The sequence below is a fragment of the Vibrio sp. B183 genome, assembly GCF_000740665.1.
In the GTDB taxonomy this organism is placed as follows: Bacteria; Pseudomonadota; Gammaproteobacteria; order Enterobacterales; family Vibrionaceae; genus Vibrio; species Vibrio coralliilyticus.
In genome coordinates, this window is record NZ_JPQB01000026.1 from 182,983 (window position 1) to 199,399 (window position 16,417).

Here is a 16,417-nt window from a genome sequence, read left to right on the forward strand (position 1 = left end):
TATTGGTGTGAGTATTTTATATTCGCTTCAGGCCCCACAATATCAGGCTTCGTGGACTATCCGCGTTTTATAAATAAGGTTAATTATGATTAAAAACAAGCCTTCGCATAGGAGAGGAAGGTAACAAATTGTGAGTTATTACTCATATTATGGTTAAAAGTACGTCATGAAAGCTAAAGATCGCTTACAAACCTTTGCCAGATGGGGCATTTATGCTTTAGAGTGAGTTGAATTCGATAACATATGAGAAGGGAAACCTAATGAACAAGACCCAATTAATCGACTTTATCGCAGAGAAAGCAGATCTATCTAAAGCACAAGCTAAAGCTGCTCTTGAAGCAACTCTTGACGGTGTGACTGATGCACTTAAAGAGGGTGACCAAGTTCAACTAATTGGTTTTGGTACGTTCAAAGTAAACCACCGTGCAGCTCGCACTGGCCGTAACCCAAAAACTGGTGATGAGATCCAAATCGCTGCTGCAAACGTTCCTGCATTTGTTTCAGGTAAAGCTCTGAAAGACGCAGTGAAATAATTTATAATGCGCCAAGGTAGTCTTCTGTCTTGGCGCATCACTGTCATGAAAAAACGTTTATTCTCTTCACTAATCACTTCTTTTATCGTTGGTTGTTCTTCCAGCGTTCCTACTCCTAACTTAGAACAGTTCGCTTATTACACAGGCGGGAAAAGCATGGGCGATGCCACAAGCTTATACTGGTATACGGAAAAGATTGCTTCTCCTAGCGCAGCCGCAGACTATGTCACAGCAGGAGATTACGGTTGGTATAAAACCGACTACAGCTGGACGGAAGGGGAGCTGAGAGAACTGATTCGTGAAGGCGAACAGCTTAAAGGCGAACAAGGGCTGGTGAAATACCGAGTGCATGTTCGTTTCAATAAGGACGGTGAAGCGGTTTATCAGCAGTACCGATTAGATGGCAAAGTGCTTCCGGTCAAGCCAGCTGAACTCGAACGCTACAAAAATGATGCGATGACTGTGGCAACCGTGACGAAAGAGCAGGATAAAAAAGGTCAGGAGCTGATTCAAGGCTACTGGGATGGTTCGACGTTTGAAACCTGTTCTGGTCAGAGTTACTCTCGATTGGAGTTCAATCAGACACTGCCGTCATTTGTGGTGAACCGCTTAGCTGGAGTGGACAACTACGTAGCTTTCCTTGGTTCGACACGCACAAACCGAGTTATTGTTGAAGATTTACTCATGCTGGCAGATGAAGATCACTCCTGTATTGAAAGGCCGAGTCTGCTATCTGATTAAAATACAAAAGGCGCCTTAAGAGGCGCCTTTTTTTGATACTGAGCGATTATTTGCTTTGTTCGCGCTCTATCGCTCTATAACCAATGTCATTGCGATGGAACATTCCAGTCCAACTGACTTGTTTAGCCAGCGTGTACGCTTGCTGCTGAGCGTCTGATACGCTATTTCCAAGTGCCGTTGCACATAGAACACGACCGCCGTTAGTTACGATTTCGCCAGCTTCGTTGTTTGCAGTGCCTGCGTGGAAGATCTTCTGACCTTCGACTTCATCAGCAGGTAGAGAAATTACGTCACCTTTCGCGTAGTCTGCTGGATAGCCTCCAGCGGCTAGAACCACACCGATAGACGCACGTGGATCCCATTTAGACTCGGCTTCGTCAAGTTTCTCGTCGATAGCCATCAGACAAAGCTCAACAAGGTCAGATTCCATACGCATCATGATTGGCTGAGTTTCTGGATCGCCAAAGCGGCAGTTGTACTCGATGACTTTTGGCGTGCCGTCTTTGTCGATCATAAGACCAGCATAAAGGAAGCCAGTGTAAGGGTGACCTTCCGCGTCCATGCCGCGCACGGTTGGGTAGATAACTTCTTCAAGAATACGCTCGTGGATTTCTGGCGTTACCACTGGTGCAGGGGAGTAAGCACCCATGCCGCCTGTGTTAGGGCCAGTGTCTTTGTCGCCAACACGTTTGTGGTCTTGGCTGGTGGCCATTGGCAGAACGCTCTGGCCGTCAACCATTACGATGAAACTGGCTTCCTCACCGTCTAGGAACTCTTCGATCACCACGCGGCTGCCAGCTTCACCAAACGCGTTACCAGCGAGCATGTCTTTGATTGCGTCTTCTGCTTCTTCTAGCGTCATTGCAACGATAACACCTTTACCTGCAGCAAGACCGTCTGCTTTTACAACAATAGGAGCACCTTGTTCACGAACGTAAGCAAGAGCTGGTTCAATCTCAGTGAAGTTAGCGTAAGCCGCAGTTGGAATATTATGGCGTGCAAGGAAATCTTTGGTGAACGCTTTAGAGCCTTCTAGCTGCGCAGCGGCTTGAGTAGGACCAAATATAGGTAATCCCGCTTCACGGAAAGCATCAACTACACCAATAACGAGTGGCGCTTCTGGGCCAACAATCGTCAGCTCGATCTTCTTCTCTTGAGCGAATGCAACCAGCTCAGAGATTGCTTCAACACCAATGTTTACGTTTTCTAGCTTTGGCTCAAGCGCAGTGCCTGCGTTACCAGGCGCAACGAATACTGTCTCAACGTTTGGGTTTTGTGCTGCTTTCCAACCTAAAGCGTGCTCACGACCGCCGGCACCAATAATCAATACATTCATGTTTTAAAATCCTTATAGCTGCTTCAGAGCCTTTATTTCTGTGTCAAACATGCTCACTTATGGTCATAAGCTCCGCGTATTTTCCTTGAACTAAAGCCACTGACTTGCTCTACGTATTTCAAATATCGGAATATTTAAAAAACAAAATTATAAGTCTTGCTCAAAGTAATTGGTGATGTGGCTAGGCAGCAAATGAGCCCATCCTCGGTCACATAGCCTGCTATGTGACCGAGGGGCGAAAGCCGCTAACGACGCCACAGTGCCAAATACGAAGAGGAAATTAGTGGCGGAAGTGACGCATACCGGTAAAGATCATCGCCATGCCGTGTTCGTCCGCTGCTGCGATAACTTCGTCATCACGCATAGAACCGCCCGGTTGAATTACACACTTGATGCCCGCTTCTGCCGCCGCATCGATACCGTCACGGAATGGGAAGAATGCATCTGATGCCATCACACAACCTTCAACCTGTAGACCCTCGTCTGCCGCTTTGATGCCTGCGATTTTCGCTGAGTAAACGCGGCTCATTTGGCCTGCGCCTACACCAATCGTCATGTCACCTTTCGAGTAAACGATCGCGTTAGATTTCACGTACTTCGCTACTTTCCAGCAGAATAGGGCATCTTTCAGCTCTTCTTCAGTTGGTTGACGCTTAGAAACCACTTTAAGGTCGTCTAGGTTTACCATGCCTTGGTCGCGGTCTTGAACCAGTAAGCCACCGTTAACGCGTTTTACGTCGAAGCCAGTTGTTTTAGTTGCCCACTCGCCACATTCAAGTAGGCGAACGTTCTTCTTCGCTGCAACAACCTCGATTGCTTCAGCAGAAACAGATGGTGCGATGATAACCTCAACGAATTGACGCTCAACAATCGCAGATGCTGTTGCTGCATCAAGTTCGCGGTTGAACGCGATGATGCCGCCAAATGCCGATGTTGGGTCAGTTTGGTAAGCGCGGTTGTACGCTTCAAGAATGTCTTCGCCAAGTGCAACACCACATGGGTTCGCGTGTTTTACGATCACACACGCTGGTTCATCGAACTCTTTCACGCACTCAAGCGCTGCGTCCGTGTCTGCGATGTTGTTGTAAGAAAGGGCTTTGCCTTGGATTTGGCGAGCAGTGGAAACAGAAGCTTCTTCAGGGTTTGCTTCAACGTAGAAAGCCGCTGCTTGGTGGCTGTTCTCACCGTAGCGCATGTCTTGCTTCTTCTCGAATTGCTGATTGAATGTGCGAGGGAATTTGCTCTCTTCGTCACCTTCTTTGTTCTCGCCGTAGCTAGGAACCATAGTGCCGAAGTAGTTTGCGATCATACCGTCATAAGACGCGGTGTGCTCGAATGCTGCGATAGCGAGGTCGAAGCGTGTTTCTAGTGTAAGAGACGTTTCGTTTGCGTCCATTTCTGCGATAACGCGGTCGTAGTCGTGTGCATTTACAACGATAGTCACGTCTTTGTGGTTTTTCGCAGCAGAGCGAACCATTGTTGGGCCACCGATATCGATGTTCTCAACCGCGTCAGCAAGCGTACAGCCTTCTTTAGCCACAGTTTCAGCAAATGGATATAGGTTAACGACAACCATATCGATAGGATTGATGCCGTGTTTTGCCATCACGTCATCGTCTTGACCGCGACGGCCTAAAACACCACCATGAACCTTTGGGTGAAGCGTTTTAACGCGTCCGTCCATCATTTCCGGGAAACCCGTATAATCGGATACTTCTGTGACAGCAATGCCTTGCTCAGCTAGTAAGCGGGCAGTACCACCTGTGGATAGGATATCGACACCGCGTTCAGCGAGAGCTTGGGCAAACTCAACAATACCTGTTTTGTCTGATACGCTGATTAGGGCGCGGCGAATTGGACGAGCGTTGTTCATGCTTCCATCTTCCTCAAAGTCATGGAGTTAAAACTAAAGATATTTGCCAAAAATGAACTTGTTTTTATCTCGTAGGGATAAAATATTGGCCAGTTTTGGTAAAGACCTTTTTGCCAGTCGAGACTGGACAGATATTAGACTCTAAACTTGATGGCGCACATTCTAACTAATTTATTACAAAAAAGCTCGCGCAATCGTTTGGCATCTCAAAAATAATTATGAAAACCGTGCTTTTTAACTTAAAAAGTAACGAGATAGTTAATAAGGAAAGTTATGTTCCAGATTGGAGAACTGGCAAAGCGTTGTGGTGTGACTACCGATACTTTGCGTTTCTATGAGAAAAATGAACTGATCCGTCCCATGGGACGAAGTGAATCAGGGTATCGTCTTTATAACGAAGAAAATCAGAAACAGGTCGGTTTTATCCTAAAAGCCAAAGACCTAGGGTTAAGTCTGGAAGAAATTCGCGAGCTGCTGGAGATAAAGCTAGAAGCCACCGAGCACAGTTGTGCCGAAGTAAAAGCCATCACCTCGGCAAAGCTCGAAGTGATTGATGAAAAGATTGCGGAGTTGAGCCGTATTCGCCAAGCATTGAAGAAAATCAACGATGCGTGTTGTGGTCATATTGATGACGATGCCAGTCATTGTTCGATTTTAGGGGCGCTGGGCAGTGAAGAGTGCCCACCGACTTGCTGTGATGAGCCTTAACTCGCCTGTCGAATTTTGGCTTGAATCGCGGACTGAACCTTCATATCCGGCAAGTTATCGTGGTAGAGCGTGACTTGATTGCGACCCGTCTGCTTAGAGTAATACATCGCTTTATCTGCCTGAACCAAGAGTTCTTTCACATGAGAGATGTCTGAGGTGACTTCTGCGATACCAATACTGACGGTTGGATGAATGATATGGCCGTCGACACTGCAAGGGGCACTTTCAATTGATTGTCGGATGCGCTCGGCAATGTCGTAAGCCTGAATGGCATTCGTATTTGAGAGTACAATGCCAAATTCTTCTCCGCCAAGTCGACCAATGTAGTCACTGCCACGAATCTGTTTCTGGCAAATTCTGGCAACCTGAGTGATGACTTCATCACCCGAAAGGTGGCCGACTTGATCGTTGATTTCTTTAAAGTGATCGATATCGATCATCAAGCACGACAAATTACGCTGAGTCTCATTGTAGCTTTGTAATTCTTGCTCAAGAGCTTCAAGGAAGGCGCGGCGGTTGAAGATGCCGGTTAGCTCATCGGTTTCGGACAGGCGCTTTAGCTCTTCCTGGCGGCGATAGTTGCTCGTGATGTCACGTTCTTGCCACAGGACATACTGGGTGCCATCGACTAAGCACAGTGGCTTAATGGTGGCTTCGAACCACATGTCTTCAGGGCCATCTAGTGTTTCCAGCTCATCAATGGACAGTTGCAAGCATTCGATAGGGCTGACACTGTACTGCACAACCAGCGGTTTGGCTGACTCACTAACATCTTTTATGTAGCTGAGTAACTGGTCGGCTTTATCCTGTGGAAGGATGTCGTGAAGCGTTTTGTTGGCGTAACCATTTTTTTCTAGGCGAACGGAGTGGAACGTTCCCCCAAAGCCCTCGACAAAGCGCCCCGACTGCTCTAAAACGAAAAGTCGGTCAGGAAGTTCATTCAGAATCAGGCTTAGCCATGCTTCCCTTTGCTTATCAAGCATATAGTTTTATCCAACAACAGATGAACACCGCATTATATCTAGACAGGTAGTGATGGCAATCGTGATAGATCACAGTTTGCTTACTATTTGCTCAGTTAGATGGCACGAAAGTGAGACTTAATATGCGTTTGGTTTCTCTGCTCTTTGGGAGTCTCAAAAGTAAAACATGCTGAGCAGTGAGTGTGCAAATTAATTGAATTTTATAAATTAATGGCGACTAGAAACGGAAAAAGCCGAATCCATTTGGAATCGGCTTTCTCAAAACAAAATTCGTCAGAACGTATTAGTTCATGCCGTATTTTTTAAGTTTCTTGCGAAGAGTACCGCGGTTGATACCCATCATAGTTGCTGCGCGAGTTTGGTTACCGCGAGTGTATTGCATGATGGTATCTAGTAGTGGCTGTTCAACTTCAGCTAGAACTAATTCGTATAGTTCTGTGACTTCTTGGCCGTTTAGTTGAGCCAAGTAGTTTTTAAGAGACGCTTTAACAGAGTCACGTAATGGTTTCTGAGTAATCTGGTCCTGTGACGTTACTGTAGTTACTGTTAATGCTTCTGAAGTCAGATTTTGTTCGAACATATTCGGTCTAGCTCTTCTCTTAATTATGATGCAACGTTTAGCCATCGTATCTGAAGCGGTAGCTTCAAATAGTTAGGCTTTATCAAAATACTCTTCTAACGCTTCAAGTTGCAGCTCTGCTGCCTCAATCGCGTTGAAGACACGGCGAAACTCACTTGCTTGCTCATGCTCTTTTAGGTACCAACCTACGTGCTTACGCGCGATTCGCGGCCCTAAGAACTCTCCATAAAAATCGTGGAGCGCATTCACATGACCCAGCAGAATGTCTTTCACTTCCGCGGACGGAAGGTCAGGCATCGTGGTGCCGTTTTCCAAAAAGTGTTGGATTTCCTGGAAAATCCATGGACGACCTTGGGCGGGACGTCCAATCATCAGAGCGTCTGCACCGGTGTACTCCAGTACGCGCTTGGCTTTCTCTGGGCTATCGATATCACCGTTTGCGATAACCGGTATCGAAATTGCCTGCTTGACCGCTCTGATGCTGTCATATTCGGCCTCACCTTTGTACATACAGGCTTTTGTTCTGCCATGCAGAGCAAGCGCTTGTATGCCGCAGTCTTCGGCTAATTTAGCGATTTGGACACAGTTTTTATTATCTGGGTCCCAGCCTGTTCGGGTTTTGAGTGTCACTGGGACATCGACTGCATTGACTACCGCTTTCAGGATATCTTCGATGATATCTGGGAAGCGAAGCAGTGCAGAACCGGCAAGCTTCTTATTCACTTTTTTTGCTGGGCAGCCCATGTTGATATCGATGATTTGCGCACCGTTTTCAACGCTAAACTGAGCAGCATCGGCCATCAGTTGTGGATCCGCACCCGCAATCTGTACAGAGCGAATGCCCGATTCACCTTCATGCACCATGCGCTGCTTGGACTTTGACGTTTTCCATAGCTTTGGGTTTGAGGACATCATTTCACTGACGGCCATCCCAGCACCATAGCGGAGGCATAACTCTCGAAACGGTCTATCGGTCACTCCCGCCATTGGGGCGACGATGAGATTATTCTTAAGTTGATGATTTCCGATTTTCAAAACGTCTTCACAGCTTAGTACCAGCAAGGGCGCGCATTTTACGCATTTTTTTCCGCTGTGAAAAGACTAATATTTGAGCATTTACAAATTGTTTTTGTAATTTGTATGAATTTCAAACAATTAGCCCTGAAAGTCTTATCTAGCCTTGCTTTCGACCAGAGATGCGACACCATTCACTTTGTTCCTTGATAGGATCAATGTGAAGTTCATCACGGTAATAGTTCGCCACATCTTCTGCTTGTGTATCCAGCACGCCAGACATCGCTAGTTCACCGTTCGGTTTGACTAGAGACTTGATAATCGGCGACAACTCACGAAGTGGACCTGCAAGGATGTTCGCGACGACGACGTCAGCGATCAGGCCCTCTGGCTGATCTTGAGGTAGGAAAACTTCGAGCTTATCGGCAACGCCATTGCGCTCGGCGTTGTCTTTTGAAGCGATGAGAGCCTGAGGATCAATATCGATCCCGATGACCTTTTCAGCACCGAGTTTGATCGCGGCGATCGCTAAGATGCCAGACCCACAACCAAAATCGATCACGGTTTTACCCGATAGGTCTAGCCCTTCCAGCCACTCCAGACACAGCGCAGTGGTTGGGTGAGTACCAGTACCAAAAGCGAGGCCAGGGTCTAACATCACGTTGACCGCATCCGGCTCTGGGACGTCTCGCCAGCTTGGGCAGATCCATAAACGCTCACCAAACTTCATCGGGTGGAAGTTGTCCATCCACTCTCGTTCCCAGTCTTTGTCTTCCAACTGCTCCACTTTGTAAGCAAAGCCTTCTGGTAGCAAGTTGCTGTTCTTGGTCTGGTCAATAATAAACTTAGTATCCGCTTCTGCGTCGTACAGAGCGAGAATATCGGTATCACCCCATAGACGAGTTTCTCCCGGCAAAGGTTCAAATACTGGCGTATCCTGCGCGTCTAAGAAGGTTACAGACAGTGCTCCTGTTTCTTCCATTAGCATGTCGCCGATTTGCTCAGCGTTGTCGTTGGTCGCATTGAGTTTGATTTGAATCCAAGGCATGGGTATGTGCTCGTCTAGATAGTTAGATTTAAATTTGCGCAGAGTGTAGCAGAACTCGGGGGGTTATTTGAGTCCAGAGTGCGCTGAAAACAAAAATGCTCACCGAAGTGAGCATTTGTATCGTGTCAGTAATCGAATTACTGCAGACCGAGTTTCTTCTCTAGGTAGTGGATGTTCGCACCACCGTGTTGGAAGTTTTCGTCGTTCATGATGCTTTCTTGCAGCGGAACGTTGGTCTTGATGCCTTCGATGATCATCTCACCGAGTGCGTTCTTCATGCGAGCAATGGCAACATCACGGTTTTCACCGAATGTGATCAGCTTACCGACCATTGAGTCATAGTGCGGTGGTACTGTGTAGCCCGTGTAGATGTGCGATTCCCAACGAACGCCCATACCGCCTGGTGCATGGAAGCGCTCAATCTTACCAGGTGAAGGTAGGAAACGCTCAGGGTCTTCTGCGTTGATACGACACTCAATCGCATGGCCGCGGATCTTGATGTCATCCTGAGTGAATGACAAAGGCTGGCCTGCTGCAACACGAAGCTGCTCTTTGATCAGGTCAACGCCCGTCACCATTTCTGTTACTGGGTGCTCTACCTGAATACGTGTGTTCATTTCGATGAAGTAGAATTCGCCGTTCTCGTAAAGGAACTCGAACGTACCCGCACCGCGGTAACCGATTTCCAGACAAGCACGCGTACAACGCTCACCAATGTACTTACGCATTTCTGCTGTGATACCCGGAGCAGGCGCTTCTTCAACCACTTTCTGGTGACGACGCTGCATAGAACAGTCACGTTCACCTAGGTGGATAGCACCGCCTTGACCATCAGCAATCACCTGTACTTCAACGTGACGTGGGTTTTCTAGGAATTTCTCCATGTAAACCATGTCGTTGTTGAATGCTGCTTTTGCTTCTGCACGCGTCATCGCGATAGCTTCTACTAGCTCAGCTTCAGAGCGAACCACGCGCATACCACGACCACCGCCGCCACCAGAGGCTTTGATGATGACTGGGTAGCCGATGCGTTTAGCGTGCGCTTTATTCGCAGCTTCATCATCGTTTAGAGGGCCGTCAGAACCTGGTACACAAGGAACGCCCGCTTTTTTCATTGCTGTGATAGCAGAAACCTTGTCACCCATGATGCGGATAGTCTCCGCTTTCGGACCAACAAAGATAAAGCCGCTACGCTCAACTTGCTCTGCAAAGTCTGCATTCTCAGACAGGAAGCCGTAACCTGGGTGGATAGCGATCGCGCCCGTTACTTCTGCTGCAGAAATGATACGTGGGATGTTCAAGTAGCTATCGATACCGCGAGCTGGACCGATACAAATTGCTTCGTCAGCAAGAAGAACGTGTTTCAAATCACGGTCTGCTGTTGAGTGTACGGCAACGGTTTTGATGCCTAATTCTTTACATGCGCGAAGAATACGAAGCGCAATTTCGCCTCGGTTCGCGATGACTAATTTATCTAACATAAGAGACAGCCTCTATTATTCGATAACAACAAGTGGTTGGTCGAATTCAACTGGCTGACCATCGTCAACTAGGATTGCAGTAACTACACCAGATTTGTCTGCTTCGATTTGGTTCATCATCTTCATTGCTTCAACGATACATAGAGTTTCGCCAGCGGTTACTGATTGACCTACTTCGATGAATGCTTTCGCGTCTGGGCTTGGAGCACGGTAGAAAGTACCGACCATTGGAGAAAGAACTTGATGACCCGCTGGTACTGCTGGCGCTGCTTCTGCTGCTGGAGCAGGTGCTGCTGCCGGTGCCGCCGCAGGAGCTGCTGCTGGTGCCGCTGCAACTGGTGCTGCTGCGTATTGAATTGGAGCTGGTGCCGCTGAACCGTTACGGCTGATTCGTACCGACTCTTCACCTTCAGAGATTTCTAGCTCAGCAATGCCAGATTCTTCAACTAACTCGATAAGCTTTTTGATTTTACGGATATCCATCTTTTCTTTCTCTTTTATCTTGTGAATAAGACAGCTCTCTGTGAGCTGCAGAGTGTGTTCATTTACTGTGATAGTAATTAAGCTACTGTGCCTGCAATGTGTTTACGGCAGCAGACAAAGCGAATTCATAACCTTGTGCACCTAGGCCGCAAATCACACCTTGTGCCTTATCTGAGAGATAAGAGTGATGGCGGAAAGGCTCGCGTGCGTGCACGTTGGATAAATGTACTTCAATAAATGGGATAGAAACGCCGAGCAGGGCGTCTCGCAGAGCAACACTAGTATGTGTGAAGGCTGCAGGGTTGATGATAATGAAATCAACTTTGCCAAAAGATTCGTGGATTTTCTCAATCAGTTCATATTCGCGATTTGATTGCAGATGCTCTAGTTCAACACCAGCTTTGTGGGCTTGCTCGGTTAAAGTGTCGATAATCTGTGGTAGGGTTTGAGAACCATAGTGACCCGGTTCGCGTAGACCCAACAGATTTAAATTTGGACCATTTAAGACAAGAATGCGTGATTTAGCTGTCATTGTGCTGCCATCTTCCTACTTCATGATATGAACTGGAATCTTCCCATAATATTGCCGATTCAGCGTGATTATATTGTCAAATTTTACGCTGGATCTTTAAAATAGACCCAGATTATAGCCAATTCAGCGCATTTAGCAGCAATTTACTGGTCTAATCTCCCGTTTCTGAGATGAAAAACTGCTACCAAGGTAACAAATTTGACTGCTTTGTCTTGGACTTCAGCTCGCTAGATATGTTCCAACAAATAAAAAAGCCGCCACAAATGTGGCGGCTTAGTCTTGTTTTGCTATTTCTATGCAAGTTCTGCTTTTTCGGCGATTAACTTATCAACAACGCTTGGATCGGCCAGTGTTGAGGTATCGCCTAAGTTGCTGGTATCACCAGTGGCTATCTTACGTAGGATACGACGCATGATCTTACCAGAGCGAGTTTTCGGTAGAGAATCTGTCCAGTGCAGCACGTCTGGCGTGGCGATTGGGCCAATCTCTTTACGTACCCAGTCTTTCACTTCTTTGTGCAGCTCTGCTGATGGGAACTCACCATCATTAAGAGTAACGTAAGCGTAAATTGCCTGACCTTTGATATCATGCGGGATACCAACAATCGCTGCTTCTGCAATCTTATCGTGGGCAACCAATGCCGATTCAATCTCTGCGGTACCCATACGGTGACCTGAGACGTTGAGTACGTCATCAACTCGACCTGTGATCCAGTAGTAGCCGTCTTCGTCACGACGAGCACCGTCACTGGTGAAGTACATGCCTTTGAAAGTAGAGAAGTACGTTTGCTCAAAGCGTTCATGGTCGCCGTATACGGTACGCATTTGACCTGGCCATGAATCAAGGATCACCAAGTTGCCTTCAGCTGCGGTTTCTTCAATGATGTTACCCATGTTATCGACTAACGCAGGCTGTACGCCAAAGAATGGACGAGTTGCAGAGCCAGGTTTTAGTGCCGTAGCACCTGGTAGTGGAGTGATAAGGATGCCACCGGTTTCGGTTTGCCACCAAGTATCGACAATCGGAGATTTCTCATTACCAATCGTCTTGTAGTACCACTCCCATGCTTCAGGGTTAATTGGTTCACCCACTGAGCCCATGATACGCAGGCTGTCACGGGTAGTGCCATCTACCGCTTCATTGCCTTTTGCCATCAACGCGCGAATAGCAGTTGGCGCAGTGTAAAGAATATTGACTTGGTGCTTATCAACGACTTCACTCATGCGGTTGGTGTTCGGGTAGTTTGGTACTCCTTCGAACAGAATAGTTTTTGCACCATTAGCTAGAGGGCCGTAGATTAGGTAAGTGTGACCTGTGATCCAACCTACGTCAGCGGTACACCAGAAGGTTTCTCCAGGCTGGTAGTCGAAGACATATTTGAAGGTCATGGTGGCGTAAACTAGGTAACCGCCTGTGGTGTGAAGAACACCTTTAGGTTTACCGGTTGAACCTGATGTGTAGAGGATGAAGAGTGGGTCTTCCGCTTTCATTTCTTCTGGTGGGCAATCATCTGAAACAGATGCCGTTGCTTCATGCCACCAAACATCACGATGCTCATGCCAGTCAATATCACCACCAGTGCGCTTAAGCACTAGTACTTTATCGATCGTTTTCACTTCTGGATTGGTCAATGCTTCATCGACGTTCTTTTTCAGTGGAACCGCTCGACCACCGCGCACGCCCTCATCGGCAGTGACAACGACTTTGGCATCTGAGTCAATGATACGTCCCGATAGTGCTTCTGGAGAGAAACCACCGAAAACAACCGTGTGGACTGCACCGATACGAGTACAAGCCAGCATAGCAACAGCCGCTTCAGGTACCATTGGCATGTAAAGACACACGACGTCGCCTTTACGTACACCTTGCTCTTTTAGAGCGTTAGAGAAACGGCACACTTCTTTGTGCAGTTCGTTGAATGTCAGTGTTTTATCGTCTGCTGGGTCATCACCTTCCCAAATGATTGCCACGTCGTCACCGCGCTCAGCTAGGTGGCGGTCAATACAGTTTGCAGATACGTTGAGTGTACCATCTTCAAACCAGCGAATATCGACATGGCCTGTGTCAAATGAAGTGTTTTTAACTTTGGTGAAGGGTTTGATCCAATCAACAATCTTACCGTGCTCACTCCAGAATCCTTCTGGGTCAGAGACAGACTGTTGGTACATGGCGAGGTAGGTATCATTATCCGCATGGGTATTTGTTTTGATATTTTCTTTTACCGGATAAATATGGGCTTCACTCATTGCTTTTCTCCTTGGGCTTAATTCAGAACGAATTGAGCAAGTGTTCGTTTAAAACGTTTTCCACGTTTGTCGAAATTCCCTATATCCGTAACTTTCTAGCACCGAGCGTAATTCGACAATTAGACTTTAGGATGAGAGGCCTGATTCTGCTTAGTATTGAGGAGGCTATGTTTGATTTTGAGAGTTGGATCGTAGGAATCCGTTAGCGGGTATAGGGCAGACTCAAGCTCGGTAAGTCTCCTTTGGTCAGGCGAACAAACACCAGCGCCGCTGAGATAGCATCTTGCAAAGCGTCGTGTTTACTCTGCATCGGTAAATCGAGATGTTTGCAAATGGCTTCCAGACTCAAATCGAAATAGGCGTTAGGTAAGTGTTTCTCCAGTTTGTCGTGGTAAATCTGGCTGACTTCAATCAAGGGGTTGGGGAGAGGAAATCCCAGATGACGTTTACACGCCAGATCAAGAATCTTCTTGTCGTAGCGAATGTGGTATCCCACTAGTGGCCGATTGCCGACAAAAGCCAGTAACTGTGTCAGTGCCTGTTTTTCATCGATACCATCGGCCAGATCTGAATGGCGAATCTGATGGATCTTGACCGAATTAGAATCCAGCGATTGGGGAGCTCTTAATCTTACTTCGAAAGGTTGGCTTGTGATAATGCGGTTGTCGATGATTTTGGTCGCTGCGATGGTGACCAGCTCGGCGCGCTTTGGATCTAAGCTGGTGGTTTCACAGTCGAGCGAGACGTACTCACCCTTTTGGACTGAGGCAAATAGGGGTTGATAAGGCGAACCCTTCAATTTGTGATACCAGTAGCGGCGCTGAATCCAGTTCATTATTAGTCCCGAATTTGATAGTGGTAGCCAAGGAACTGTTTGAATTTTTTGACCACATGTAGGCTGTGTCGCAGTAAGTCACGTTCCGTGCGTTCGAGCAGTTTGAGGTTGATGCGGTTGTGACTATGTTGATTCGCGACCTGTTGGCTCAGGCGGAGTTTGAAGAACAGCTTCAAAGCTTCATTGAGGTTATCCGCAGTTTCCGGCTCTAAGATGCACTTGTTACGCAACGCTTCAATCCGATCAAAGGTGTTGTTTTCTTCTAAGCCATATTCCAGTGCTAGGGTGCGAATCCCGTGAACGACTGGGAAGATACCGCCACTTTTCAGATCGACTCCTTGTTTATCCGATTTGACGTTGCCAAAAAGAGTGAGAGGTAGAGAGAACTGCAAGGCGGGCCGAGTGAAGTCCTGTAGCGCCAGCATATTATTCAGCATCAGCCCTTTGAGGTGTAGTCGTACAGGAGTGAGTAACGTTTTGTTGCCCGCGACCGCGTGGGCATCGGTGAAAATAGCCAGATCCATTACGTGCTCGGCAGAAGAAGGTTTAGACCAGCGTGTTAACGTTGTCTGCCAGTTACTCTGACTTTTTACCCATTTCGGATTGTTGACCATCACGTTACCCGGGCAAAGTGGGTAGCCTAGTTGTTGTAAAGTGTGGGTCAGTTGAGCCATAACTGTGTAGCACTGAGGCCAGTCCAATCCGTCTCTGATAATCAATGCATTGTCTTGGTCGGTTTTTAAGATCTGTTCCCCGCGCCCTTCTGAGCCTAAAACGATCAGACAGCAATGATCGTGAAGGGCAGGAGGAACAATCAGCTCAAACGCTTTTTCGATAATTTGCTCGTTGACCGCAGAAATCAGCTCCATGATAAAACGGGTACGAATGCCGTTTCCTAAAAGGCTATCGACTAACTGACGTTGGCGATTGGATGCCAATGCCAGTTCTTCGATGCTGGAAGCGCGGGCTATGCTCAAAGTTAATACATGAGAATGGGTAGAAAAGGCACTGAGAATCTGGGTCATATCCAGCATACCGACCGCTTCTTTACCATCTGCCACCATGACCCGCTTCATACGCTGACGGGTCATCTTTATCATCGCGTTAAACAGAAAGTCGCCATCGTCGACGTGAACCACCGGAAAGGTTGCAATCGCGCTGACCTGAGTATCCAGCGGATGACCGTCAAGCATTACGGCATGCAGCATGTTGGTTCGGGTGACGATAGCGAAAGGCAGTTGATTTGGATTGTTGGTCAAACGAGGATCATCATCGTGGAGCCTGACCAAAGCGGCATCAATTCCATTCTGCTTTAATACCTGCGTGACCTCATTAAGCGGCTGCTCAGGGCTAAGAATCATCGGAGGGTGATAGATATCACGATCAACTTTAGTGAGAATAAACTCGGCCAGATTCTGTTGCTGCTGGGCAGCTTCAATCAACTGCTGTCGCTTGGCGAGATTGTTATCGAAATAGGCCGCAAACTGGCCATTTTCGTTGTATAGCTCAAGAAAGACCGCTTTAGGCAGCAGATACGTGAGTGTATCTTCCAGCGCGACGTAGTGGTGGCGGACTTTACCTTCAAACAGCGCGCGTACATCAAACAAGTCATCATTGGCGTAATGGGCGAATACTTCCTCTCCATTAGCACTGCGCTCCTCAACAGCGCCTTTAATCAGAATATGCAGGTGCTGGCTGTCCCCGTCGGTTGCCAGCAAAACTTCTTTATCTCGGTAGTACGCCACATCCAGTGAAGCACGCAGCTTGTTCTGCTGCCGTTCGTCGAGGCGATCAAACGGTGGAGAGTGCATGTTGAATTTATCTGGCATACCGGACCCGTGTGAGAAAAGAAACCATGCTTTAAGTGTGACAAGTTTCCTTTTAAGTGCCAGACGACTTTGGTCGAATTACTCTAATTTAGGATGGCTGTGCGGAAACAGATTGGTGAGTAATCTTCCCTTTTTATTCAGCAAGTAAGCAGAGATAATGCAGCATCCGCTCTCATATCGCATTCAGAGGTCATA

General features: G+C 47.4%; 15 protein-coding genes. 3 read left to right on the forward strand and 12 right to left on the reverse strand.

Translation table 11 applies throughout. The features are described 5' to 3' along the window. Positions 1 to 260 precede the first annotated feature (260 nt). Both hupA and IX95_RS22835 read left to right on the forward strand, forming a co-directional pair. Positions 261 to 533 carry a nucleoid-associated protein HU-alpha gene (gene hupA / locus IX95_RS22830; RefSeq protein WP_006963283.1) on the forward strand — a complete coding sequence of 91 codons (273 nt, stop codon included), beginning with the start codon at positions 261 to 263 and terminating at the stop codon, positions 531 to 533. A gap of 45 nt (positions 534 to 578) precedes the next feature. Further along, a complete protein-coding gene (locus IX95_RS22835; protein ID WP_038164401.1) occupies positions 579 to 1,274 on the forward strand; it encodes a DUF1481 domain-containing protein in 696 nt (231 codons plus the stop codon). Between the two features lie 46 nt (positions 1,275 to 1,320). On the opposite strand, the gene purD is transcribed toward IX95_RS22835, so the two are convergent. After that, complete coding sequence (gene purD, locus IX95_RS22840; protein ID WP_038164271.1) at positions 1,321 to 2,610, reverse strand: phosphoribosylamine--glycine ligase; 1,290 nt, start codon at positions 2,608 to 2,610, stop codon at positions 1,321 to 1,323. Positions 2,611 to 2,890: 280 nt separating this feature from the next. Then, positions 2,891 to 4,483: a bifunctional phosphoribosylaminoimidazolecarboxamide formyltransferase/IMP cyclohydrolase gene (gene purH, locus IX95_RS22845; RefSeq protein WP_038164272.1), complete on the reverse strand. Its 1,593-nt coding sequence runs from the start codon at positions 4,481 to 4,483 to the stop codon at positions 2,891 to 2,893. Positions 4,484 to 4,756: 273 nt separating this feature from the next. On the opposite strand from purH, the gene zntR reads away from it, so the two are divergent. Beyond that, positions 4,757 to 5,191, forward strand: coding sequence for a Zn(2+)-responsive transcriptional regulator (zntR, locus tag IX95_RS22850; protein WP_038164274.1), 435 nt, complete (start codon positions 4,757 to 4,759; stop codon positions 5,189 to 5,191). On the opposite strand, the gene IX95_RS22855 is transcribed toward zntR, so the two are convergent. The 10 genes from IX95_RS22855 to IX95_RS22900 form a co-directional block, all read right to left on the reverse strand. Then, entirely contained in the window at positions 5,188 to 6,174 is a 987-nt protein-coding gene (locus IX95_RS22855; RefSeq protein WP_019276815.1) for a sensor domain-containing diguanylate cyclase, read from the reverse strand. The genes zntR and IX95_RS22855 overlap by 4 nt on opposite strands. A 283-nt stretch (positions 6,175 to 6,457) precedes the next feature. Beyond that, the gene (gene fis, locus IX95_RS22860) at positions 6,458 to 6,754 is read right to left on the reverse strand and encodes a DNA-binding transcriptional regulator Fis (protein ID WP_000462885.1); all 297 of its coding nucleotides are present in this window, start codon (positions 6,752 to 6,754) and stop codon (positions 6,458 to 6,460) included. Positions 6,755 to 6,826: 72 nt separating this feature from the next. Continuing rightward, complete coding sequence (gene dusB / locus IX95_RS22865; protein WP_038164402.1) at positions 6,827 to 7,789, reverse strand: tRNA dihydrouridine synthase DusB; 963 nt, start codon at positions 7,787 to 7,789, stop codon at positions 6,827 to 6,829. A 139-nt stretch (positions 7,790 to 7,928) separates the two neighbouring features. Continuing rightward, entirely contained in the window at positions 7,929 to 8,816 is an 888-nt protein-coding gene (gene prmA / locus IX95_RS22870; protein WP_038164279.1) for a 50S ribosomal protein L11 methyltransferase, read from the reverse strand. 137 nt (positions 8,817 to 8,953) lie between these two features. Further along, entirely contained in the window at positions 8,954 to 10,297 is a 1,344-nt protein-coding gene (accC, locus tag IX95_RS22875; protein ID WP_019276812.1) for an acetyl-CoA carboxylase biotin carboxylase subunit, read from the reverse strand. Positions 10,298 to 10,312: 15 nt separating this feature from the next. Beyond that, complete coding sequence (gene accB / locus IX95_RS22880) at positions 10,313 to 10,780, reverse strand: acetyl-CoA carboxylase biotin carboxyl carrier protein (protein ID WP_038164282.1); 468 nt, start codon at positions 10,778 to 10,780, stop codon at positions 10,313 to 10,315. Positions 10,781 to 10,862: 82 nt separating this feature from the next. After that, positions 10,863 to 11,312, reverse strand: a complete 450-nt coding sequence (gene aroQ / locus IX95_RS22885; protein WP_006963271.1) for a type II 3-dehydroquinate dehydratase — start codon at positions 11,310 to 11,312, stop codon at positions 10,863 to 10,865. Between the two features lie 293 nt (positions 11,313 to 11,605). Further along, positions 11,606 to 13,558 (reverse strand): acetate--CoA ligase, encoded by a 1,953-nt coding sequence (gene acs, locus IX95_RS22890; protein WP_038164284.1) that lies wholly within the window; start codon positions 13,556 to 13,558, stop codon positions 11,606 to 11,608. 202 nt (positions 13,559 to 13,760) lie between these two features. Continuing rightward, positions 13,761 to 14,393 carry a 3'-5' exonuclease gene (locus IX95_RS22895; protein ID WP_006963269.1) on the reverse strand — a complete coding sequence of 211 codons (633 nt, stop codon included), beginning with the start codon at positions 14,391 to 14,393 and terminating at the stop codon, positions 13,761 to 13,763. Positions 14,394 to 14,395: 2 nt separating this feature from the next. Then, entirely contained in the window at positions 14,396 to 16,222 is a 1,827-nt protein-coding gene (locus tag IX95_RS22900; RefSeq protein ID WP_038164286.1) for a DUF294 nucleotidyltransferase-like domain-containing protein, read from the reverse strand. Between the last annotated feature and the right edge of the window lie 195 nt (positions 16,223 to 16,417).